Source organism: Streptomyces sp. ME02-8801-2C (assembly GCF_033793965.1).
Taxonomy (GTDB): domain Bacteria; phylum Actinomycetota; class Actinomycetes; order Streptomycetales; family Streptomycetaceae; genus Streptomyces.
In genome coordinates this window covers 295,768-317,210 of the sequence record NZ_JARAXP010000007.1, presented here as the reverse complement: position 1 = coordinate 317,210, position 21,443 = coordinate 295,768, and the positions used below count along the sequence as shown (strand labels likewise).

22 protein-coding genes and 1 pseudogene are annotated in these 21,443 nt (G+C 70.7%); 7 read left to right on the top strand and 16 right to left on the bottom strand.

Features of this window, described 5'->3' with window-relative positions:
• Window positions 1–64: 64 nt before the first annotated feature.
• Together PV396_RS24335 and PV396_RS24330 are read right to left on the bottom strand one after the other, a co-directional pair.
• Window positions 65–253, bottom strand: coding sequence for a hypothetical protein (locus PV396_RS24335; protein WP_319207903.1), 189 nt, complete (start codon window positions 251–253; stop codon window positions 65–67).
• A 9-nt stretch (window positions 254–262) separates the two neighbouring features.
• On the bottom strand, window positions 263–811 hold the full coding sequence (locus PV396_RS24330; RefSeq protein ID WP_319207901.1) for a flavoprotein: 549 nt from the start codon (window positions 809–811) through the stop codon (window positions 263–265).
• 133 nt (window positions 812–944) lie between these two features.
• Here PV396_RS24330 and PV396_RS24325 point away from each other — a divergent pair, with 133 nt between their 5' ends.
• The 3 genes from PV396_RS24325 (at window position 945) to PV396_RS24315 (ending at window position 3,206) form a co-directional block, all read left to right on the top strand.
• On the top strand, window positions 945–2,129 hold the full coding sequence (locus PV396_RS24325; protein WP_319207899.1) for a helix-turn-helix transcriptional regulator: 1,185 nt from the start codon (window positions 945–947) through the stop codon (window positions 2,127–2,129).
• Between the two features lie 100 nt (window positions 2,130–2,229).
• Window positions 2,230–2,826: a hypothetical protein gene (locus PV396_RS24320; RefSeq protein ID WP_319207897.1), complete on the top strand. Its 597-nt coding sequence runs from the start codon at window positions 2,230–2,232 to the stop codon at window positions 2,824–2,826.
• Window positions 2,823–3,206 carry a hypothetical protein gene (locus PV396_RS24315; protein WP_319207895.1) on the top strand — a complete coding sequence of 128 codons (384 nt, stop codon included), beginning with the start codon at window positions 2,823–2,825 and terminating at the stop codon, window positions 3,204–3,206. Before PV396_RS24320 ends, PV396_RS24315 begins: the two co-directional genes overlap by 4 nt.
• 77 nt (window positions 3,207–3,283) lie before the next feature.
• On the opposite strand, the gene PV396_RS24310 is transcribed toward PV396_RS24315, so the two are convergent.
• Window positions 3,284–3,517, bottom strand: coding sequence for a helix-turn-helix transcriptional regulator (locus tag PV396_RS24310; protein WP_319207893.1), 234 nt, complete (start codon window positions 3,515–3,517; stop codon window positions 3,284–3,286).
• 545 nt (window positions 3,518–4,062) lie between these two features.
• Between PV396_RS24310 and PV396_RS24305 the strand changes: the two are divergent.
• Together PV396_RS24305 and PV396_RS24300 are read left to right on the top strand one after the other, a co-directional pair.
• Window positions 4,063–4,197: pseudogene (locus PV396_RS24305) on the top strand (3-hydroxyacyl-CoA dehydrogenase family protein); the annotation flags it as partial.
• 193 nt (window positions 4,198–4,390) lie between these two features.
• Window positions 4,391–4,648 carry a hypothetical protein gene (locus PV396_RS24300; RefSeq protein ID WP_319207891.1) on the top strand — a complete coding sequence of 86 codons (258 nt, stop codon included), beginning with the start codon at window positions 4,391–4,393 and terminating at the stop codon, window positions 4,646–4,648.
• A 35-nt stretch (window positions 4,649–4,683) separates the two neighbouring features.
• Here the strand turns inward: PV396_RS24300 and PV396_RS24295 are convergent, their stop codons facing one another.
• The 10 genes from PV396_RS24295 to infC form a co-directional block, all read right to left on the bottom strand.
• The gene (locus PV396_RS24295) at window positions 4,684–5,223 is read right to left on the bottom strand and encodes an NUDIX hydrolase (protein WP_319207888.1); all 540 of its coding nucleotides are present in this window, start codon (window positions 5,221–5,223) and stop codon (window positions 4,684–4,686) included.
• Window positions 5,224–5,353: 130 nt separating this feature from the next.
• The gene (locus PV396_RS24290) at window positions 5,354–6,703 is read right to left on the bottom strand and encodes a transcriptional regulator (protein WP_319207885.1); all 1,350 of its coding nucleotides are present in this window, start codon (window positions 6,701–6,703) and stop codon (window positions 5,354–5,356) included.
• Between the two features lie 223 nt (window positions 6,704–6,926).
• Entirely contained in the window at window positions 6,927–7,937 is a 1,011-nt protein-coding gene (locus PV396_RS24285; protein ID WP_319207883.1) for a PP2C family protein-serine/threonine phosphatase, read from the bottom strand.
• Between the two features lie 422 nt (window positions 7,938–8,359).
• A complete protein-coding gene (pheT, locus tag PV396_RS24280; RefSeq protein WP_319207881.1) occupies window positions 8,360–10,864 on the bottom strand; it encodes a phenylalanine--tRNA ligase subunit beta in 2,505 nt (834 codons plus the stop codon).
• The gene (pheS, locus tag PV396_RS24275; protein ID WP_319207879.1) at window positions 10,864–11,991 is read right to left on the bottom strand and encodes a phenylalanine--tRNA ligase subunit alpha; all 1,128 of its coding nucleotides are present in this window, start codon (window positions 11,989–11,991) and stop codon (window positions 10,864–10,866) included. The genes pheT and pheS overlap by 1 nt, the downstream gene beginning before the upstream one ends.
• Before the next feature lie 145 nt (window positions 11,992–12,136).
• Window positions 12,137–13,318, bottom strand: coding sequence for an ATP-binding protein (locus PV396_RS24270; RefSeq protein ID WP_319207877.1), 1,182 nt, complete (start codon window positions 13,316–13,318; stop codon window positions 12,137–12,139).
• A gap of 55 nt (window positions 13,319–13,373) precedes the next feature.
• A complete protein-coding gene (locus tag PV396_RS24265) occupies window positions 13,374–14,219 on the bottom strand; it encodes an RNA methyltransferase (protein ID WP_319208428.1) in 846 nt (281 codons plus the stop codon).
• Window positions 14,220–14,491: 272 nt separating this feature from the next.
• Window positions 14,492–14,875 carry a 50S ribosomal protein L20 gene (gene rplT / locus PV396_RS24260; protein WP_105974242.1) on the bottom strand — a complete coding sequence of 128 codons (384 nt, stop codon included), beginning with the start codon at window positions 14,873–14,875 and terminating at the stop codon, window positions 14,492–14,494.
• Window positions 14,876–14,975: 100 nt separating this feature from the next.
• Window positions 14,976–15,170, bottom strand: coding sequence for a 50S ribosomal protein L35 (gene rpmI, locus PV396_RS24255; protein WP_006374321.1), 195 nt, complete (start codon window positions 15,168–15,170; stop codon window positions 14,976–14,978).
• A gap of 106 nt (window positions 15,171–15,276) precedes the next feature.
• Complete coding sequence (gene infC, locus PV396_RS24250) at window positions 15,277–15,993, bottom strand: translation initiation factor IF-3 (RefSeq protein WP_319208426.1); 717 nt, start codon at window positions 15,991–15,993, stop codon at window positions 15,277–15,279.
• Window positions 15,994–16,362: 369 nt separating this feature from the next.
• On the opposite strand from infC, the gene PV396_RS24245 reads away from it, so the two are divergent.
• The gene (locus PV396_RS24245) at window positions 16,363–16,740 is read left to right on the top strand and encodes a DUF1844 domain-containing protein (RefSeq protein WP_319207874.1); all 378 of its coding nucleotides are present in this window, start codon (window positions 16,363–16,365) and stop codon (window positions 16,738–16,740) included.
• Here the strand turns inward: PV396_RS24245 and PV396_RS24240 are convergent.
• Window positions 16,737–17,480 (bottom strand): SseB family protein, encoded by a 744-nt coding sequence (locus PV396_RS24240; protein ID WP_319207872.1) that lies wholly within the window; start codon window positions 17,478–17,480, stop codon window positions 16,737–16,739. The two genes, PV396_RS24245 and PV396_RS24240, sit on opposite strands and share 4 nt — an antisense overlap.
• A gap of 149 nt (window positions 17,481–17,629) precedes the next feature.
• Here PV396_RS24240 and PV396_RS24235 point away from each other — a divergent pair, with 149 nt between their 5' ends.
• A complete protein-coding gene (locus PV396_RS24235; RefSeq protein WP_319207871.1) occupies window positions 17,630–18,607 on the top strand; it encodes a serine hydrolase in 978 nt (325 codons plus the stop codon).
• 55 nt (window positions 18,608–18,662) lie between these two features.
• Here PV396_RS24235 and mycP read toward each other — a convergent pair whose 3' ends face one another.
• Both mycP and PV396_RS24225 read right to left on the bottom strand, forming a co-directional pair.
• Entirely contained in the window at window positions 18,663–19,886 is a 1,224-nt protein-coding gene (gene mycP / locus PV396_RS24230; RefSeq protein WP_319207869.1) for a type VII secretion-associated serine protease mycosin, read from the bottom strand.
• Window positions 19,883–21,112, bottom strand: a complete 1,230-nt coding sequence (locus PV396_RS24225) for a hypothetical protein (RefSeq protein WP_416071468.1) — start codon at window positions 21,110–21,112, stop codon at window positions 19,883–19,885. The genes mycP and PV396_RS24225 overlap by 4 nt, the downstream gene beginning before the upstream one ends.
• Between the last annotated feature and the right edge of the window lie 331 nt (window positions 21,113–21,443).

The following is a 21,443-nucleotide window of genomic DNA, read 5'->3' as shown; positions in this document are numbered from 1 at the left end:
CGACAACAAGGCCTCGAGCCCTCACCGCCTTCGGGCGGTGAGGGCCGCTTCGTCATGTCCGGGGTCAGGCGGCCTCGGCGGTGGTGGTCTGCTCGTCTCGTACGGCGATCGCCCAGGCGGTGACGAGGACCTCGTACTCCCGCCGCTGATCCGATGTCAGCGTCCCGCCGGCGCGGTCCCACAGCGCGCGAATCTCGTCGTTCAGGTCGGCGGCGGACCGTACGGAACCAGGCAGTTGAGGGGTGGCGGGCATGCGGCAAGACTACGTGCGCCTGGGAGCGAGCCTCTCGGCCTCATTGAGGACCAGGCGCCACGGGTACTCCTTCGGTTTCCCCTGGCCGGGCTGGTTGGGCACGAAGCCGCCGTCGCCGTACAAGACTCGGACGCCCATCTCGCGCAGCTCGTTAACGCTCCGCTCGAACTGGCGGTGCTGTACGTACGCGGCGTTCACGCACGGCATCACCGCCATCGGGATCCGCTTGCCGATCCCCTCGGCGACCACGCCGATCACGAAGTCGTGAGTCAGCCCGAGAGCCCACGAGTTGATGCTGTTGAAGGTGGCCGGCGCGAACACGATGGCGTCCGCCTTCGGCCAGACGTCGGGCTCGCCAGGTGTCTTGTACTCCGAGCGCACGGGATGCCCGGTCAGATCCGCAAGGCCGGAGAGGTCGTCGGCGAGCCAGCGGGCTGCTGTCGGCGTCAGCCCGAGGCACACGTCGAAGCCGCGCTGCTGCGCCTTCTCGATCACGGTCGCGAGGTCGAAGACGGGAGGTGCTGCTGAGCCGAACAGGTACAGGGTCCGAGAGGTCATGGCCTCATACCATCCCGGCCGGTGGATCACATGCAACCGCCCCCGCTCCGGGGGGAGTCGGGGGCGGACGCCTGCCCCGCACCGTCAGGCGCGGGTACCGTTCCAAGTGGCTGCAAGGAACGAGGAGACCAGTATGCCCTCACTCGACGACGACCACACCGGCACCCGTATCAGGGAGCAGCGGAGATTGGCCAGGCTCACACAGCGTGGTCTGGCCGCCCGGATCCCCTACTCGTACAGCCTGTTGAACCAGGTGGAATGCGGTGCGCGCCCCGCGACTTCGACGTTCGTCGCCGCGGTTGCGCATGCCCTCGGCATCGACGTCACCGTCCTGACGGGACAGCCGTACGTGACCGAATTGCAGCGGGACAGACTCGCCGAGCTGGTGCGTCCGATCCGCGAGGCCCTCGACCTGTACGACCTCGGCGTGAACCCGGACCTTGTCGCGCGGCCGGCCACCGAGCTGGTCACTGCGGCGGACCATCTGTGTGCCGAGGTCCGCGCGACCCACATCCGCAACGCGGCCCGCTCCCTGCCGGGAACGATCGCTGAGCTGACGCACACCGCCTGGTCGGCGCCGTCTACCGAGCTGTGGCAGGCGCTCGCGTCGACGTACCGCACGGCGCACGACATCACGGTGAAGCTCGGCTACTACGACCTGTCCGCCGTGGCCCTGGACCGGATGGCGTGGGCGGCGGAGCGTGCGTCCGATCCGTGCCTGGGTGCTGTCCGCCAGTACATGCGTGCGCTCGTGTACTTCCGTGAGGGTGAGTACACGATCGGGCAGCGGCTGGTGGCGTCCGGGCACGGCATCGTCGGGCAGGCCGAGCCGACCAGGGAAGTGCTCGCCGTCACCGGGCAGCTGCATCTCGGGGCGTCCGTCATCTGTGCGCGTGCGGAGGACCAGGCCGGGGTCGACCGTCACATCAAGGAGGCACGTGATATTTCCAAGCGGACCGGCGACGCCTCGGACGTGCACTGGCTGTCGTTCGGTCCCGCGAATGTGGCGTTGCACCGGATGTCGGCGGCCGTAGAGATGGGCCAGTACGACGACGCGCTGACGCAGGCCCGCAAGATCAGACTGCCTGCGTCGCTCGCGACGTCGCGCCGCGCGCACTTCTTGATCGACCGGGCGCGGACGGAGATGGAAACAGGGCTGACCGACAAGGCGCTCGAGCATCTCGTGGAGGCGCGGAAGGCTGCGCCCGAGCAGACCCGCTACCACCCCGGGGCCCGGGAAACGATCCGTGGCCTGGTGCATATGGCGCGCCGGACTCCGGACACGCTGAACCACATGGCTTCCTGGGTCGGCCTGTAGGGCGCTCACAACGCTCACAGAATCTGTGAGCGTTCCTACCCCTCCGTATCCGTACGGTCACTGGTGTGAGGCAGATCACCGGACTGCGGAGGCGTGAGCGATGACGCACGAAACGACCGAACACCCCGTGTCCGGAGTCGTCTTACACACCAGAGCGGAAGTGGATCTGGCGATCGGTCACTGGCTGCTGGCCGCGACCGAGTCCCCCACCCGGTCCCGCATGGAGTGGGACAAGTACGGCGTCACCATGCTCAAGACCGGCACGCTCTTCTCCGCAATCGCCATGTCTACGCGCCTCGTCCACGCTGCCGCCGGCGCCTCCGACCCCGGCGCCGTCGACAGCTACCTCGAACGCGCCCTCATCGGCGGGCCCGTCATCCACGACCCTGACCGCTGCCGCTACTACGCGCTCGTTCCCGCCAGCGGCGGCCGGCCGTGGGAAATGAGCCGGGGGCGGGACATCACACCGCTTGGGCGGGGCGCCTACGTAGGCGTACCCCGCCCCGGGCTGACCGCGAAGGATGCCGCCCCGGGCATCCCGTACTGGTCGGTCCACATGCCGTCGATGGCAGAGCTGTGTCTCCCCGCCGCCGTCGCCGCGCTCGTCGAGGTCGGCCAGTACGAGCTGGCCCGGCGAGCCCAGGCACAGGCCGCTGAGGAGCAGGCGCTGCCGCTCCCCAAGGGACGTGGCCGATGAGCAGCACGACGGCCGCCGATGCCGAGGCCCGGGCGCTGGGGAGGAAGCTGCTGAAGGCAGCCGCCTCCCCGCGCGAGAAGGCGGCTGTGTGGGCCTTGGTGGAGGAGGGGGAGATCTTCGCCCGGTCCGAGGTCCGCAGGACCCTGGTCTGGCAGACCGACAAGGGCATCGAGCTGACGTGGCAGCACCTTTCGTGCGGCCTCTACGCTCTGGGGCTGGACGACTCGGAGCGTTCGTTCGTCGACCTCGTCCTGTCGATCGCGTGGCCACACCAGACCAGCCTGATGCGCGTGACCGAGCTGGGTAGCCGGCGCCTCGACATCGTCCTGCAGGCGATACGGCAACTGGCGGGCGACGACATGACCGCCGCCCGCACCTGATCCCCCGCCGCCGGCACCTTCCCGGGCCGACGGCGGGAGGGCGACCGCCCCTATACCCCGTTGGGGGCGGTCGCCTGTCAGCCTGTGAGCTCGCCGAGGGAAACCTCAAGAGCCCGCGCGATGCGGAGCAGGGTGGACAGCGTCGATTCCTGGCCGCTCTCCACTCGCCAGAGGGTGACGCGGTCGATGCGGGCGGCGAGGATCAATTGCTCCTGGGTGAGGTTCTGTCGCTCGCGTTCCGCCCGTATCCGGGCGCCAATGGCACGGCGGCCTTCGGTGATCCATGTGTTGTCGTCGGGCAGGTCTCGCACCCGACCACGCTGAAGTGATCAAGGTCGCATGTCTGCTGACTACATTCAGCATTTTGCGATCATGGTCGGTATGACCGCAGACTTCTCGGGGCATAGGCAACAACGGCGGCTCCCAGCTGCCGCGCATACGCACAGCCCTGCGGCGCTCTGGCATATGCCGCAGGGCTAGATGTAGTGTGAAAGATTCGAACGTGTGTTCACTCGAACGAGTGAGTGACTCGCGTCATGGTCATCCGTTAGACAAGATGTAGACAGAAAGCGGTCTCACTCCAGAGCCGCCCGCCCGGCCAGCCGTTGGGAAGCGCGCCGCCGGACGGGCAGCAGTACCCCCTGCGCCGACGGCTGGTGCAGGGGGTACTGACATTCTCTCACCGAGATGCTGCTCCGACGCCAGCAACGAGGGGGGAACGCCGGGGAGTTCCCAGGGAGTTACACCTCCCCGAGGGAGGTCCCAGGGGGGAAGCTGGTGAAAGAACACGAAAGCCTTTGAAAGACTGCGGAAGGTCTGGATGCCAGCTCAGCGCGCTGCACCCGTCCACAGCCCGGTCGCCTCGGTCGCGTTCAGCATGTACGAGGAGTACAAGGAGCCGCTGTACGCCGCTCCCCCGCTGCTCCAGCGCATGGTCGACGCGGGCCGGCTGGGCCGGAAGTCCGGCTCGGGCTTCTACACCTACGCGTGAACATCACCCAGCGTCATGCTGGGGTCTTCGCGGGCCCGGCACTCTTCGGAGTGCCGGGCCCGCGGCATTCACACACCGTGTGCGCGTCGGACACGCATATGCCGTTCGCACACTCTCCCCCGCTGCCCACCAGGCGAGTTGACTCTTCACCGCGCAGACAAGGGATGTGACGACTACGGAAAGGAGCGGACAAGTGACCGCCGACCCGGAGCATCCCGGAGCCCATGGAGAACTCGCAGAGTTACGCCGCCGCCTCGATGTCGCGTACGCGCGCGTCGAGGGAGGGCTGGCCCTGCTCAGTCATCGGACGAAGGAGACGGACAAGGAACTCGACGACCTGAGCACCCGCGTCGTCCACCTCGAACACGGTCGATGGCCGCTGCCGGCCGTCGCGGCCCTCACGGCCCTCGGAGCACTGGTCGTGACGGTCTGGCAGGCCCTCGGACGCTGAGCGAAGCCCCGGGCGCACCCAGCGCCCTCGGCGTCCTAGGCGTCCTCGCCGAGCCTGAGATGGTGCAACAGCAGTAGCGCGGCCGCCATGTTGGCGGCCGGGACCTCCCCACGGGCGACCATGTCGGGGACGAGCTTGAGGGGGATCCACTCCCGTCGGTCCGACTCGAAGTCGTCCACGGGGTGCCCGATGTACTCGCCCTCCTCGGCCCAGTAGATGTGGTGCCGGGCGTCGGTGAGCCCGTTGGACGGCTCGACGCTCATCAGATGCCGTAGCGGTCCCGGCCGCCAGCCCGTCTCCTCCTCCAGTTCCCTGGCGGCCGCGAGGACGATGTCCTCGCCGTCCTCCACCACCCCGGCCGCGAGTTCCCACCCCCAGCTGTCGGTGATGAACCTGTGCCGCCAGAGCAGGAGAACCTCGTTGGCCTCGTTCACCACGGTCGCCACGGCGACCGGCCTCAGCCGTATCAGGAAGTGGTCGAGGTGCCGTCCGTCCGGCAGCTCGACATCTGCGAGATTGACCCTGAACCAGCGGTTTTCATACACAGTTTGTTCGTTCTGTTTCGTCCACTGCACGGTTCTGCCACCTTCCGCCGAGTAGATGGCAATATGGCAGCAGGAACGTGCTGAAAGCAGGTACACAGAATCCGCCCTGCCGCACGGTTACCCGAGAACCGGCGCGCCAAAGGTGTCACCGCAAGGGCGTCTAGAGCGGTACGCGCAGTGCCCCGTCGATCATCTCGGCCGCCTCGGCCGTGCCCGCGCAGCCGTTGCGCACCAGGTGTTCGCGCACCGCCCGGAGTCTGTCCCGCAGCCGCTGGGACTCCATTCCCCGGGCCTGCTCGGCCATCTGCACGGCGGTGGCCACGGCCTTGTCGGCGTTGCCCCGGCGCAGCTCGATCTGGCTGAGCATGGCGAGCCGGTGCACCCGGCCCCGGTCGTGCGCCGGGGTGTCCACCGCGGCCGTCGCATGCTCCCCCGCCGCCGCCAGATCACCGAGGCTCAGCAGCGCCTCCGCCACCTGGACGTTGACCAGCCCCGGCTGGACATAGCCGGTTTCGTCGGGCTCGTAACCGCGCCGGATGCGATCCGCGGCCTGCTCCGCCCGCCGGATGCAGGACAGCGCGCTGCTGCCGTCACCCAGGTGCGCGTACGCCTTGGCCTGCATCGCGTAGAGGTCGGAGGCGAGCGCCGGCGTGATGTGCTTGCCCGCAGCACGCAGCGCGGCCTCCGCGAAGGCGACGGCCTGCCGGAACTCCCGCATGAACAGCGCCTGGTTGACCAACAGGCCGATGACGTATGCCCCGAGGCCCCGGTCCCCGCTGGCCTTCGCCAGCCGCAGCGCCTGATGGAAGTAGCGCTGGGCGAGACCGTGCGCATCGGAGTCGTACGCGCAGATACCGGCGATCGCCACCAACCCGCCGGTGGCCCGGTGCAGTTGGCGCCCGGTGGCGTCGGTGTAGCTGCCGCGCAGCAGGGGCGCGGTCTCGGCGTTCAGGAAGCCGACGATCCGGGTGCGGGTCGCGACGCCGCCGGCCTTGCGGTACATCTGCTCGTAGTGCGCGCGGGCCGAGCGGAGCATTTCGATGTCGGCCATGCTGACCCGGTGTCTGCCGCCGCGCGACACATCGACGTCCTCGGGCGGGTTCTCCCACTCCCACACCGGCATGACGGCGGGCGTGCCGGTGACGGCGGGGGCGCCCAGGAGATGGGGGCGCTGCTGCTCGTCGGAGCGCCACAGGGCGGTCGCCCGCTCGACGAACCCGGACAGCGAAGTACCGGCCGAGCCGAGCGGGCCGGCGGTGTCACCGGGCACTCCGAGCCCGATGTCGTCCAGCCTGACCGGGCGGTGCAGACGGGCCGCGAGCACCTCGCAGATCAGGTCGGGCACCTGGCCACGGGGGCGCTGCCCCTTCAACCACCGCGCCACGGCGGTGTGTTCGTACCGCAGGGCGAGGCCACGCGCCCGACCCGCCTGGTTCACATGGGCGGCGAGTCCCGCGTGCGAGATGCCCGCCTCGTCGAGGATCGCGTCGAGCAGGGTGTTGGGCTGCATGGATGCCCTCCGGTGGCTCGGTGCCGGCGGTACGCCTACCGCGCCCGTCAGCGTAGTGTGTCCGGCTTCACACGGGGTGTGATCGAAGTACGCGAATTCATAGCGTGCGCGCACTGTCGCGGAGAGTGTCCGTCCGATTGACTGAAATGCCTCGCAAGAGGCCGCCGGGCCGCCGGCTCCCCCTCGTAAGTGCGGCGGCCTGGCTCCGCGAAAGGCGTGTGGCTCACGTGACTTGGTGAGCCACCGGGGGTTCCTGTGGCTGCCTGGGGAAGTGCCCGCGGTCGTTTCTCAGGACGAGTACCGCGACGTCGTCGGCCGGGGAGCCGCCCGTATGGCGCAGCAGGCGGGAGAAGACGGCCCCCAGCACCGCCTGCGGGGAGACGTGTTGGGTGCGGACGGCCTCTGCCAGCACGGCCGGGAGGGGAAAGAACCGGCCATGGGCGTCGCGGGCGTCCTCGACTCCGTCCGTGTGCAGCAACAGGGCCTCCCCGGGAAGCAGTTGGCCGCAGTGTTCGGCGGAGAGCTCGGCCGGCAGCGGGAAAGGCCCCAGCGGGGGCAGGAGTTCGGCGAGCGTGAGTACGTCGGCCCGGCCGGAGCTGAGCAGATACGGCGCCGGATGTCCGCAGTTGAAGGCCCACATCCCACCGTCGCCGCGGATCTCCAGGAGCAGTACGGTGACGAACTCCTCGCCGACCTGACTGTCGGACTCCAGCTCCGCCGAGGGATGTGCGGCGCGCGCCCGCTCGCCCAGATGCCGGGCCAACGCCCGTTCCAACTTCCTTAGTACGCCGCCGAGTTCTGCCTCGTCGTGCACGGCCTCACGGAAGCTGCCGAGAACGGCGGCGACGGTCCCGATGGCGGCGATGCCGTGTCCACGCACGTCGCCCATCACGACCCGTACGCCGTGCTCGGTGGCGATGACCTCGTACAGGTCCCCGCCGACCACGGCACCCCGGTCGGCGGACAGTTGGGCGGCGGCGACCCGCAGCCCGTCGATGCGCTGCGGCAGCGGACGCAGCAGCACGCTCTGCGCCGCGCCGGCGACCTGCCGGGCGATCCTCAACTCGCGCATGAACGTCCGGCGGACGTGCAGCACGAGCCCGGTCCCGACGGCGAAGAAGACGGCACTGGTGACGATCCGAGCCCCCAGCCCGTCCTGCTGGGCGAGCGGGCAGACGAGCTTGTACGTGATCGCCGTGGCCCCCCACACGGTGGGCAGCGCGAGCGAGAGCATCCGCCGCGAGGACCCCCGCTCGATCCGCCGGCCGACCTGCCGCTCGGGCTGCCGACGCCGCCTTCGGCACCCGGCCCCCGTCCCCCCGGCCCGGAACCGGCACCTGCGCCCCACGAGCGCGGCCCGCAGCCGCCCGCTCCGAAGCCGAGCCCCACAGGAAACCCCAGCCTTGATACGGATCATGCCGATGGTCCCCCAGTCAGGCCCTGACAACAGAATCGGACCGGCCCCGAAAGGCCGGTCCGATTCTGTCGACCGCATGCCCCAAAGGACCAGATCGCCCGAACTTCTCACCCGAAGGAGTGAAGGGACCGCTGGGGGATGGGGGGTGTGGGGGCTCCGCCCCCCACTAGGGGCGCGGGGAACTGCGCGACCAGCCACGACGCACCCGCAGCCGAAACAGCAGCCCGCCCCCACCCGCGCTAACTGCGCAACACCGCTCCCGTACGCTCCCCCGCGAGAGCAACCGCAGCGTCCCGCGCAGCCGACGCCTCCTCAACGGTCAACGTCCGATCACCAGCCCGGAACCGCAGCGCATAGGCAAGAGACTTCCGCCCCTCCCCCAACTGCTCACCGCTCTCGTACACGTCGAACAGTCGAAGCGACTCCAGCAGCTCCCCCGCACCTTCCCGCAGCGCCGCCTCGACAGCCGCGTGCGGAACCTCGCGCGCGACGACCAGGGCGACATCCTGCGTGGCGACCGGGAACGTGGAGATCTTCGGCCCCTCGGGCACACCCGAACTCGCCGCCTCCAGCTCGTCCAGGTTCAGCTCCATCGCACAGGTGCGCGCGGGCAGACCCAGCGCCTTCAGCACGCGGGGGTGCAGCTCACCGGCATACCCGATGACCGTCTCCGTACCGTCGAGCACGACGGCCAGTTCGGCGCAGCGCCCGGGGTGCCAGGGCCCGTACTGGCCCGCGCGGACGAGGAGTTCGGTACCCGACTCCTCCGCCAGACTGCGTGCCGCCTCGATCGCGTCGGCCCAGTCCGCCGGGCGGCCCTTGCCCCACCAGCCGGCCTGCTCGCGGGCGCCCGCGAGGACGACGGCGGCGTGCCGGGGCTGGGCGGGGAGCGCGGCCGTGAGGGACACGATCTCCTCGTCGGTGGGACGCCGGTCGACCGGGAGGCGCCCGGCGACCAGCAGCTCGTCCTGCGGGTGGAAGACCAGCCCCGTCTCGAACAGGGCCAGGTCGTGGCTGCCCCGCCCGTCGTTGCGGCGCAGCGCGCCGAGCAGGCCCGGCAGCAGCGTCGTACGGAGGGCGGGCTCCTCGTCGGAGAGCGGGTTGGCCAGCTTGACGACCTTGCGCTTCGGGTCGTCGGCGGCCAGGCCGAGCTGGTCGAAGACGTGCTCCCCGATGAACGGGTAGTTCAGCGCCTCGACATAGCCCGCGCCCGCCAGCGCCCGGCCGACGCGGCGGTGCAGGCGCTGCCGGTCGGTCAGGCCGCGGCCCGCGGGGGGCTTGGGCAGCGTGGAGGGCAGGTTCTCGTAGCCCTCCAGGCGGATGACCTCTTCGGCGAGGTCGTTCGGGTCCGTCAGGTCGGGACGCCAGGACGGGACGGTGACGATCAGCTCGTCCTGCCCGTACACGTCGCAGCCGACCTCCTGGAGACGGCGTACGACGGTCTCACGGCCGTAGTGGACGCCCGCGACCCGGTCGGGGTGGTTCGCCGGGATGGAGATCGTGTGCGGCGCGGACGGCGAGATGACCTCGGTGACGCCCGCGTCGGCGGTGCCGCCGGCGAGGAGGACCAGCAGGTCGACCGTGCGCTGGGCGGCGGCCGCCGCGGCCTGCGGGTCGACACCGCGTTCGAAGCGCTTGGACGCCTCGGAGGCCAGCTTGTGGCGGCGGGCCGTGCGCGCGATGGTGATCGCGTCGAAGTGGGCGGCCTCGATGACGACCTCGGTGGTGGTGCCGTCGGCGTCGTCGATCTCGGTGTTGGCGCCGCCCATGACGCCCGCGAGGCCGATGGCACCGCGGTCGTCGACGATGAGCAGGTCCTCGGGGTCCAGCGTGCGCGTGACACCGTCGAGGGTGGTGAGCTTCTCGCCCGGCTCGGCCCGGCGCACACCGATCGCACCCTGGACGCGGGAGCGGTCGTACGCGTGCAGGGGCTGGCCCAGCTCCAGCATCACGTAGTTGGTGACGTCGACGGCGAGCGAGATCGGGCGCATGCCCGCCTTCTGGAGGCGGCGCCTGAGCCAGATCGGGGACTGCGCGTCCGGGTCGAGCCCGGTCACCGTGCGCGCGGTGAAGCGGGTACAGGCGAACGGGTCGGCGACCTCGACCGGGTAGCCGTACGCGTTCGGGGCCGGTACGTCGAGCAGGGCCGGGTCGCGCAGCGGCAGACCGTAGGCGATGGCGGTCTCGCGGGCGATGCCGCGCAGGGACAGGGCGTACCCGCGATCCGGGGTCACAGCGATGTCGAGGACCTCGTCGACGAGCTGGAGCAGCTCGATGGCGTCGGTGCCGACCTCGTGCTCGGGCGACAGGACGATGATGCCGCCGCTGCCGTCGTCGCCCATGCCCAGCTCGTCGCCGGAGCAGATCATGCCGTGGGAGGTGTGGCCGTACGTCTTGCGCGCGGCGATCGCGAAGTCGCCGGGCAGGACGGCGCCGGGGAGGACCACGACGACCTTGTCGCCGACGGCGAAGTTACGGGCGCCGCAGACGATCTCCTGGGGCTCACCGGTGCCGTTGGCGGTGCCGACGTCGACCGTGCAGAAGCGGATCGGCTTCTTGAAGCCCTCCAGCTCCTCGATGGTCAGCACCTGGCCGACGACCAGGGGGCCCTTGAGGCCGGCGCCGATCTGCTCGACGGTCTCGACCTCGAGGCCGACCGTGATGAGCTTCTCCTGGACGTCGCGGCCGGTCTGAGTCGCCGGCAGGTCGACGTACTCCCGCAGCCAAGAAAGCGGGACCCGCATCAGATCTCCATCCCGAACGGCCGGGTGAACCGGACGTCGCCCTCAACCATGTCTCGCATGTCTTCGACGTTGTGGCGGAACATCAGCATCCGCTCGATGCCGAACCCGAAGGCGAATCCGCTGTACTTCTCGGGGTCGACACCGCACGCGACGAGCACGCGCGGGTTGACCATGCCGCAGCCGCCCAGCTCGATCCAGCCCTCGCTGGAGCAGGTCCGGCAGGGCCGGTCTGGGTTGCCGACGGACGTGCCCTTGCAGACGTAGCAGAGCATGTCCATCTCGGCGGACGGCTCGGTGAAGGGGAAGTAGTTGGGCCGCAGCCGCGTCTTCGTGCCCGGGCCGAAGAGCGACTGGACCATGTGGTCCATGGTGCCCTTGAGGTCGGCCATGGTCAGGCCCTCGTCGATGGCGAGGAGCTCGATCTGGTGGAAGACGGGGGTGTGCGTGGCGTCCAGCTCGTCCGTGCGGTACACGCGGCCGGGGCACACGATGTAGACCGGCGGCTCGCGGTCGAGCATGGAGCGGGCCTGCACGGGCGAGGTGTGCGTCCGCAGCACGACACCGGACTCGTCGCCGGTAGTCCCCTTGGGGCCCTCGACGAAGAAGGTGTCCTGCATCTGCCGGGCCGGGTGGTCCGGGGTGAAGTTGAGGGCGTCGAAGTTGAACCACTCCGCCTCGACCTCGGGGCCCTCGGCGACCTCGTAGCCCATGGAGACGAAGACGTCCGCGACGCGCTCCATGAACGTGGTCAGCGGGTGGCGGGCGCCGGCCTGTACGCGGTCGTACGGCAGGGTGACGTCCACCGCCTCCTCGACCAGCACACGGGCGTCGCGGTCCGCCTCCAGCTCGGTCTGGCGGGCGGCGAGCGCCTTGCTGACGGCGCCCCTGGCCTGGCCGACGAGCTTGCCCGCGGCGGCCTTGGCCTGCGGGGGCAGCGCGCCGATCTCGCGGTTGGCGAGGGCCAGCGGCGAGGTGCCGCCGGTGTGCGCGACCTTGGCCTCCTGAAGCGCGTCGAGGGAGTCCGCGGCGGCGAAGGCGGCGAGCGCCTCGTCCCGCATGCGCTCGATCTCTTCCGGTTTCAAGGCCTCGACCTCTACAGGGTCGTACGACTTATTCGGTGCCGACATCTCTTCCCGTGCTTCCGGTTGGCTGGCGGATGGTCCCCGTCTACGGCTCGGAGACGAATGGTCCACAGAGAGGGACGCAAAGGTGCCAAAGGCCGAGTCTAACGGGGGTGAGGTGTTCGAACGCGCCCGTGTGCCCTCGGCGGCGTTACTGCAGGTACGCCGGGGTGCTCACGGGCAGCATAAATCGGAACTCGGCGCCGCCGCCGGGGGCTCGGCCGACCGTGATGGAGCCGCCGTGGGCCTCGACGATGCCCTTGACGATGTACAGCCCGAGCCCGGTGCCGCCGCGCTTGCTGCCCCGCCAGAAGCGGGTGAAGACGCGGTTCATGGACTCCTCCGGGATGCCGGGCCCCTCGTCGCTCACGGTGACCGACGTGGCCGTGTTCTGGTCGGCGTCCCCCTCACGCGGGGACAGCGCGGCCGTGACGTCGATGGTGACGGTTCCCTCGCCGTGGCGCACGGCATTTTCCAGGAGGTTGCTGAGCACCTGATCGACCTTGTCCGGGTCCGCCCAGAGCGCGGGCAGCGGCTGCGCTATCCGCAGCAGGAACCGGTCGGCGGGCTGGCCTGCGGCGACGTACGCCTGGATGTGCCGTCCGACGGCGGCGCCCATGTCCACGGGCTGGCGGCGCACTTCGAGGCGTCCGGAGTCGATGCGCGAGATGTCGAGCAGTTCGGCGATGAGCCGGGTGACGCGGTTGGCGTCGGCGTCGACGGTCGACAGCATCAGTTTCTTCTGGTCGTCGGTGAAGCGTTCCCACTTCGCGAGCAGGGTCGCGGTGAAACCCTTGACGGAGGTGAGCGGCGAGCGCAGTTCGTGGGCGACGGTGGCGATCAGCTCGGCGTGGCTGCGCTCGGTGCGCCGCCGGGCCTCGGTGTCACGCAGGGAGACGACCACACGGCGGACCGGTCCGGTGGGACGCGTACGGAGATAGCGCGCCGAGACGAGTACCTCGCGCCCGCCGGGGAGCAGCAGGTTCCGCTCGGGCTGGCCGTTCCTGATGGCGAGCCCGCCGTACGGGTCGGTCAGCTGCCACCAGCGGCGCCCTTCCAGGTCTTCTAACGGAAGGGCCCGTTCGAGCCGCAGGCCGAGGGCGTCGGCGGCGGGGACGGTGGTGATGCGCTGGGCGGCGGCGTTGAAGCAGATGACCCGGCCGTGCTCGTCGGCGACGACGAGCCCGTCGGGCAGGTCGTCGGGGTCGATGCCCAGCTCGGCTCCGAACCCGGCCCGGAATCCGGCTCCGGGCCCGGCGGGATCACCGTGCGGGGAGGCGGGGTCGCTCCGCAATGCCCATGCCCCCAGTGTTCCGCTCGTGCCGACAGTCATCCCCGTACCCCACCTCTCGTACTGGCGCAGTGGGCCCCCGAGTTACGTCACCCTACTAGCTCTGGGTGACGGAACGGCACCCTCCGGAGGCGCGCTGTGCACGGGCGGACGCGTAGAGACATACGGCGGCGGCGGTCGCCAGGTTCAGGCTCTCCGCCTTTCCGTGGATCGGAACGCGCACCACGGCGTCGGCGAGTGCGCGGGTCTCCTCCGGGAGCCCCCAGGCCTCGTTCCCGAACACCCAGGCGGTGGGCCCGCCCATGGTCCCGTTGTCCAGCTCGTCGTCGAGGTCGTCGGTGCCCGCGCCGTCGGCGGCGAGAATCCGCACGCCGGCGTCCCGGAGCCCGGCCACAGCCTCCTCGACGGGCACACCGACCGCTACGGGCAGATGGAACAGGGAGCCCACGGAGGCGCGTACGGCCTTCGGGTTGTAGAGGTCCACGGAGGCGTCGGTGAGGACGACGGCCTCGGCGCCCGCGGCGTCCGCGCACCGCAGGACGGTGCCGGCGTTGCCGGGGTCGCGCACATTGGCGAGGACGGCGACGAGCCGGGGCCGCGCCTTGAGGATGTCCTCGAACGGGGTGTCGAGGAACCGGCAGATCCCGACGAGGCCCTGCGGGGTGACGGTGGTGGAGATGTCGGCGATGACGTCCTCGTCGGCGAGGTGCACGCGGGCGCCGGCGGCGCGGGCCTCCCCGACGATGTCGGCGTAGCGCTCCGCGGCGTCGAGGGTGGCGAACAGCTCGACCAGGGTGTCCGCGTGCCCGGCCGCCTCCCGCACGGCCTGCGGCCCCTCGGCGAGGAACAGCCGTTCCTTCCCCCGGAAGTTCCGCCGGGCGAGACGCCGCGCGGCGGACACGCGGGGCGAACGCGGTGAGATCAACTCGGGGGCGGCGGGCATGGGCACCTTCTCCAGGGTTCGGTTCATCGCCGGGTGCGGGCCCGGTGGGGGCTGGTCACGCAGTTCCCCGCGCCCCTAAAGACAAAGACACGGGCCCTGCGGCCCGAAAAGCATGGGGCGCAGCCCCAGCTTTTCAGGGGCGCGGGGAACTGCGCGAGAAACCCCCACCGGACCCGCACCCGACAACGCACCCAAAAAACGCCCGGACCCACAGGCGGCGAACACCTGTGGGCCCGGGATCACTTCACAAGCCGCTCAAGCCAGCGCGAGCGTCACGCCGCCTTGGGCGCGTTGACGTCCGCCGGCAGCGCCTTCTGCGCGACCTCGACGAGCGCGGCGAACGCACCCGCGTCGTTGACGGCCAGCTCGGCCAGGATCTTGCGGTCGACCTCGATGTTCGCCGCGTTCAGGCCCTGGATGAAGCGGTTGTACGTGATGCCGTTGGCGCGGGCGGCGGCGTTGATGCGCTGGATCCACAGCCGACGGAAGTCGCCCTTGCGCTTCTTGCGGTCGTTGTAGTTGTAGACCAGCGAGTGGGTGACCTGCTCCTTGGCCTTGCGGTACAGGCGCGAACGCTGACCGCGGTAGCCGGAGGCGGCTTCGAGGATCGCCCGGCGCTTCTTGTGGGCGTTTACTGCCCGCTTGACGCGTGCCACTTTTAACTCCTTGCAGCGGGGCCGTGGTGGTCCTCACACGGCCCGATTTCGATGGGGTCCCGGTCTTCAGATGTACGTACGGCGCTCGGGCGCCGGTACGTCACTTGCCGAGAAGCTTCTTGATCTTCGCGGCGTCGCCCGGGGCCATCTCGGCGGTGCCGGTGAGGCGGCGCGTCACGCGGGACGACTTGTGCTCGAGCAGGTGGCGCTTGCCGGCGCGCTCGCGGAGCACCTTGCCGGAGCCGGTGATCTTGAAGCGCTTGCTGGCACCGCTGTGCGACTTGTTCTTCGGCATAGCGCCGTTCTCTCCTCGTCAGTGGCGTTCCGGTGCCCGGTCGTGAAACCGGGCACGGTGGAACGTCATGTGTATGGGTTGGCATCCCTGGGCGTGAGCCCGGGGATCAGACCTCGGCTGATGCCTCGGCCGGAGCCTCGGCGCTCTCCTCGGCGATGTCCACGTCGTCGGCGGTGTTCTCGTCGACTCCGTCGGTCTCCGCGGCGTTCTGCGACTTGCCCGGGTTGGCCTTCGCTTCCGCCTTGCGGGCCGCCTGAGCCTCACGGGCCTCGGCCATCGCCTCGGTCTTCTTCTTGTGCGGACCGAGAACCATGATCATGTTTCGGCCGTCCTGCTTCGGGTTCGACTCGATGAACCCGAGGTCCTCGACGTCCGAGGCGAGCCGCTGCAGCAGCCGGTAGCCCAGCTCGGGCCGGGACTGCTCGCGACCACGGAACATGATCGTGATCTTGACCTTGTCGCCCTGCTTGAGGAACCGGACGACGTGACCCTTTTTGGTGTCGTAGTCGTGCGGGTCGATCTTCGGCCGGAGCTTCATTTCCTTGATGACCGTGTGCGCCTGGTTCTTGCGCGCCTCACGGGCCTTCATGGCCGACTCGTACTTGAACTTCCCGTAGTCCATGAGCTTGCAGACCGGCGGGCGCGCGCTCGCCGCCACCTCGACCAGGTCGAGGTCGTACTCCTGCGCAAGCTCCAGGGCCTTGGCAAGCGGAACAATCCCGACCTGCTCGCCGCTGGGACCGACAAGTCGCACTTCGGGAACGCGAATCCGGTCGTTGATGCGGGGCTCGGTGCTGATGGATCCTCCTCGGTAGCACCACACGGCGGTCTGGCGGACCGTCGCGTATGTCTCTGATGACAATGGGACCAACTACCGGGGCGCATGAAAAATGCCCCGACGGGACACAGGCGGGGCTCCAAAGGAATACCGGAGCACCGCCGCGGTCAACCGCGGGGCGCACATCGGGCGACTCCATCGTCCGTACGGAACGATGGTGGCCGCCTGACCGGAGTGACCCGCCATCCGTGAGGACGGTCGGGTGGGAGATCGGAGCCTCCACTTGTGGGCCGGGCACGTGAATGTCCAGCCGGTCGTTACAAAAGGTTAGCACCAAGTAGGAGGTGGTGCTAACCGTCGGGTACCGGGCGCCCGCACAAGGGTGCCGTACCGCCGGGGCCTATCGTGTGGGTCATGAGTGAGACCCCTCCCCAGAGTTCCGAGAACGCTTCCCCGGGTGCCGACTTCGACGCCATGACCCGCGACATCGCCGAGGTTCCGGCGGTCGAGGTGATCGTGACGGTCGCGGTGAACCTGATGAGCGCCGCCGCCGTGAAGCTCGGCCTGACCGACGAGGGCGACAAGTACAAGGACCTGGACGAGGCCCGCAAGCTGGTGCACGCCCTCGCCGGGCTGCTCGACGCGAGCACGACGGAGATCAGCTCCTTCCACGCGGCCCCCCTGCGCGACGGTCTGAAGTCGCTCCAGCTCGCCTTCCGCGAGGCGTCCCTGGTCCCCGACGACCCGGGGCAGGGCCCGGGCGAGAAGTACACGGGCCCGGTCTACGGCTAGGAAGCCGCTCGGGAACGCACGTAGAGGGGCTCGCCGGGGGGCGTCGCCTCGGCCGGCAGGAGTGCCAGGTCGAGGCCGCGCACCAGGCGGGCCCTCAGTGTTTCGTCGGCGGCCAGCCTCTCGGCGACCGCGCGGGCGGCCTCGGCGGGGGCCGCGGCCGGGTCCAGTACGAGCGCGAGGGTGCCGTCGGCCCGGCCCGGGCCCAGATGGGCGCGGACCACGGCGGGCTCGGCGGCCACGACGGCCCGTACGGCGTCGACCACGGCGGGGTCGGCGAGCGGATCGGTGGTCGTACGCCCCTCGGCGAGCGCGCGCAGCGCCGGGCCGGTCAGCTCGTACGGTACGGGTCCGGCCAGGTCGAGGACGATCGTGTCCGCCTTCTCGTGCACGGCCGCCTGGATGGCCTGGCGCAGGGGTACGGCGACGGGGCGGGCGGCCGGGTCCCAGCGGGCGAGCGAGTCGGTGGACGTGAAGGCGGGCAGGGCGGTCCGGTCGCCGGCCTTGAGCGTGGGTACGGCCATGTCGCTGGTCTTCTCGTGGCGCAGACCGTTCGCGTCCTCCTCGACCTCACCGAGCACGGCGACGACGGGGACGAGCAGTCGGGCTCCCTTGAGAGCCGCCAGTACCGGTCCGACGGCGGTACGGTCCTCGGCCCAGGCCGCCAGCGCGGCGCTCAGCCCGGGGTCGGCGCCGCCGTCGTCGTCGGGGAAGCCGGAGTCGGGAATGTTCTTGTTCGCCACGGTGACCGACCCTATCGGGGGATCGCTCCTGGGCCTTCGCCGCCCCGGAAACCCGGCGTTCACCGGTTTCACGGGATTCTCAGCCATCGCTGACACACATCTAACATTCGGCTAATCAACCGCACAGTCACGGCCGCCAGCATCACGGCATGGCCTCTGAGAGAGTTCCCCGGCGCCGGTCCGTCGTCCTGGTCGTCGCCGCCTCCGCGATCGTCATGGGTGGTACGGGCGCGGCCACCGCGTATGTGAAGGCACAGGCTCACACGGCGGTGGGACGCGTGACGTCGGCGGCGGCAGCGCCCGTACGGGCCGAAGCGAGCGAGGAGGCGTCGGTGGAACCCGTCGTACAGCCCACGGTGGAACCGGACACTCTGCTCTCCGAGGCGATGAAACCGGTGATCGCGGCGGCCGAGGACGGGGCCGAGGTGTCCGTGGCGGTGCTCGACGTCGAGTCGGGCGACCACGCCACCTACGGGGACGGGCAGTTCGACACGGCGAGCATCGTCAAGGTGGACATCCTGGCGACGCTGCTGCTCCAGGCGCAGGACGAGGACCGGGGTCTCACGGCGCGGGAGAAGCAGTACGCCACCTCGATGATCGAGGTCAGTGACAACGCCTCGGCGTCGGCGCTGTGGACGGCGATCGGGAGGGCGGCGGGACTCGGCGCCGCCAACAAGCGCTTCGGGCTGACGGACACGGAGGGTGGCTCGGGTGCGCTGTGGGGCCTGACCCAGACCACGGCGGCCGATCAACTCACCCTGCTCCAGCAGGTGTTCGCCACCTCCGGGGCGGATTCGGTGCTGAGTGGGGCGTCGCGGACGTATCTCCAGGGCTTGATGTCCACCATCGCCGAGGACCAGGACTGGGGAGTGTCGGCCGCGGCTGCGGGCGGTGCCTCGGGTGGTCGATTCGCCCTGAAGAACGGGTGGTTGCCGCGTACGGCGACCGGGCTGTGGGACATCAACAGCATCGGACGGGTGACGGCGGCGGACGGGCGGGAGTTCCTCGTCGCGGTGGTGTCGAACGGCAACACGACGAAGGCGAAGGGGGTTTCGCTGGTGGAGTCGGCGGCACGTGCGGCGGTCTCGGCGCTCACCACGAAGTCCGGTACCGCGGGCAGTTCTTGACGTCCGTCAATGACGCTGCCACCGGCCCGGGTTCACCGGGTCTGGAAAGCCGGGTCTAGAAGTCGTCGTCGTACGAGTCGTGGGCGGGGGGCTCGACGGTCCTGCGGCGGCCTCGCCACAGGGGGACGGCGGCGAGCAGGAGCGCGACACCGAGGCCGCCCGCCACCGGGCCGGCCCAGTCGAAGGAGTCGTCCTCCGGGAGCACGGGGGACGGGCCGGCGCCGAAGTACTTCTTGCCGTACGCGGCCGAGTCGAGCTCTTCCGGCTTGAGCCTGCCCGCCGCCTCGAGGGCCGCCGCCGGGTCGATGAAACCGTAGCCCCGGGAGTCGTCCCGGCCGCCCTCCGGTTCATTGCGGGCCGTGTCCTCCAGGAGCTTCTTGATCTGTGCCGGGGACAGTCCGGGATGGGCGGCCTTGATGAGGGCGACGGTGCCGGAGACGAACGCGGCGGCGGCGCTCGTGCCCCAGCCCTCGTAGTAGCGCTCGTCGGGGGCCGCGATGACGACGCCGACGCCGGGGGCACTGACGGTGGCGTACCAGCGGCGGGTGGAGAAGGGGGCGCGGACGCCGTACTTGTCGACGGCGGTCGCGGCGATCACGCCGGGGTAGGCGGCCGGGTAGGAGATGTGGTCGCCCTTCTCGCCGCCGTTGCCGGCCGAGGCGACGACGACGGCGCCCTTCTCCAGGGCGTACTGGACGGCCTCGTCCTCGGCGGGCTCGGGATGCGCGGACTTGGAGTCGTCGCCGAGGGAGAGGTTGATGACGTCGGCGCCCTGGTCCGCGGCCCAGCGGATGCCTTCGGCGAGGGCGTTGCCGCGCGTGTTGCGGGCCTTGCGGCGAGCCGAGTCGCCGTCCTCGAGGATCACCCGGATCGGCAGGATCTTCGCCTCGGGGGCGATGCCCACGACGCCGTCCTCGTCGTCGTAGCCGTGGCCGTGAGCGGCGATGATGCCGGCCATGGCGGTGCCGTGCTTGGCCCAGTACGGGTTGCCCCGGCTCGCTCCGAAGCCGACCAGGTCCTTGCCCTTGAGGACGTTGCCGACGAGGTCGGGGTGGTTGGCTTCTACGCCGGTGTCGAGGACGGCGACGGTGATGCCCTTGCCCTTGGTCGTCCGCCAGGCCTCCTGCATGTGCATGGCGTCCAGGGCCCACTGCTGGCTCCGGATGCCGTCGGCGTACGCGGTTGTGGTGGGCAGGAGGGCGAGGGAGCCGGCGAGGAGGAGGACGAGGAGGCCGCTCCGGGCCGTGCGGGTGCCGGTACGGGTGGGGGTACGGGTCATGACGGCTGCTTCGCGGCCGAGCCGACGTTCTTGCGCAGGGCCCGTTCGACGCGGTCGGCCAGCCCCTTCGCCTCGTTGCCGAGGCCCGCCTGGTCGACGGCCGTGGTGCCGCCGGGCGCGATGGCCTCCTCGGCGGGCTGCGGGGTGTCGACCTTGCGGCCGTCGGCCCAGCCGGAGACGGCGTACGCGACGACGGGGGCGTCGGTGAGGACGGAGATGGTCCAGGATGCGCGCTGGGCGTCCTTGAAGCCGGCGGCGACGGTGTTCTTCGCGGCGTAGGGGCGGGGCATCAGGTCCGTACGACGGTCGAGGTTCTCTTTGCCGAAGCGGGTGCGCAGGGCGTTCATCGCCGCCTCGTCGGCCTTGGTGAAGAGCAGGCCGACGGTGGTGACGTAACTCTGGGTCTCGTCGGTGTAGGTGGCGCGCAGGAGTCGCTGGCAGCCGACGGGGGCGAGGGCCTGGCGCAGCAGCGGGTCGAAGGCGTCGGCGCAGCCGGTGTCGGGCGCGACGGCGATCCGGATCCAGGTCCGGTCGGCGCCGCCGGGGCCGGCTCCGTCGCCCTCGACGGTGGGCGGGAAGAGCTGGTCCACGGGGACGCTGTGCCAGAGGTTCCCGGCCGCGGTGAACGCGGTACGCGCGCCGAGGTCACCCGAGTCGTCTCCGGTGAGCCAACTCCCGGTCAGCGCCCCGCCGATGAGCCCGAGCCCGAGCACGGCACAGGCGACGGCGAGCAGCGCCCGCCCACTGAACGACCGGGACCGCACCTCACGCCCGTACACATCGGGCTGAGCCAGCGAAACGATGGGCCGCCCGGAACCGAGGCCACCGGTGTCGCCGTACGGGGCACTCCAGGAGAGGGCGGGATCGGGTGCTCCGGGCGCGCTCGCGGGGCGAGGCGGATCAGCGGGCGCCGAGGGCATCGCGGCGGCGCCCGGCCGGCTGGTCGGCGCCTGGAACGGGGGAGGGTCGGGGAGATACGGGCGGCCGGTGGGCGCGGAGGGGGCACCGACGGGACGGGGTGGTTCGGCGGGCGTCGCAGGCATCTCGGCGGCACCCGGCCGGCCGCTCGCCGCCTGCGACGGGTCGGGCCGATAGGGGCGGCCCACGGTCTGCGCGCCGGGCGCGCTGGCAGGGCGAGGCGGATCAGCCGGCACCGAGGGCATCGCGGCGGCACCCGGCCGGCCGGTCGGCGCCTGGGACGGGATCGGGCGGTACGAACGGCCCATCGGCGCAGCGGGCGCGCTCCCCGGGCGGGGCGGATCGGTGTGCCTCGCCGGTGTCTCAGCGCCGGCTGGACGGCCGTTCGCTTGCTGGGGTGGGTCCGGAAGGTATGGGCGGCCTGTTGGGGCGAGGGGCTGGTCCGAGGGGCGCGGTCCGGACTTGGGCGGGGTGGGGGGCACGCCTGTGGGGCTCGTTGGCCGGGTCGTGCCGTTCGAGCCGGGGGGCGTCTCGCGCGGCTCGAACGGCGGCGGGAACTTGCGCAGGCGCCTGGTCGTGTCCGACTCGGGGTCCGCGGGGACCGTCGGGCGCCAGGGCGCCACCGGCGGTTGGTGCGTC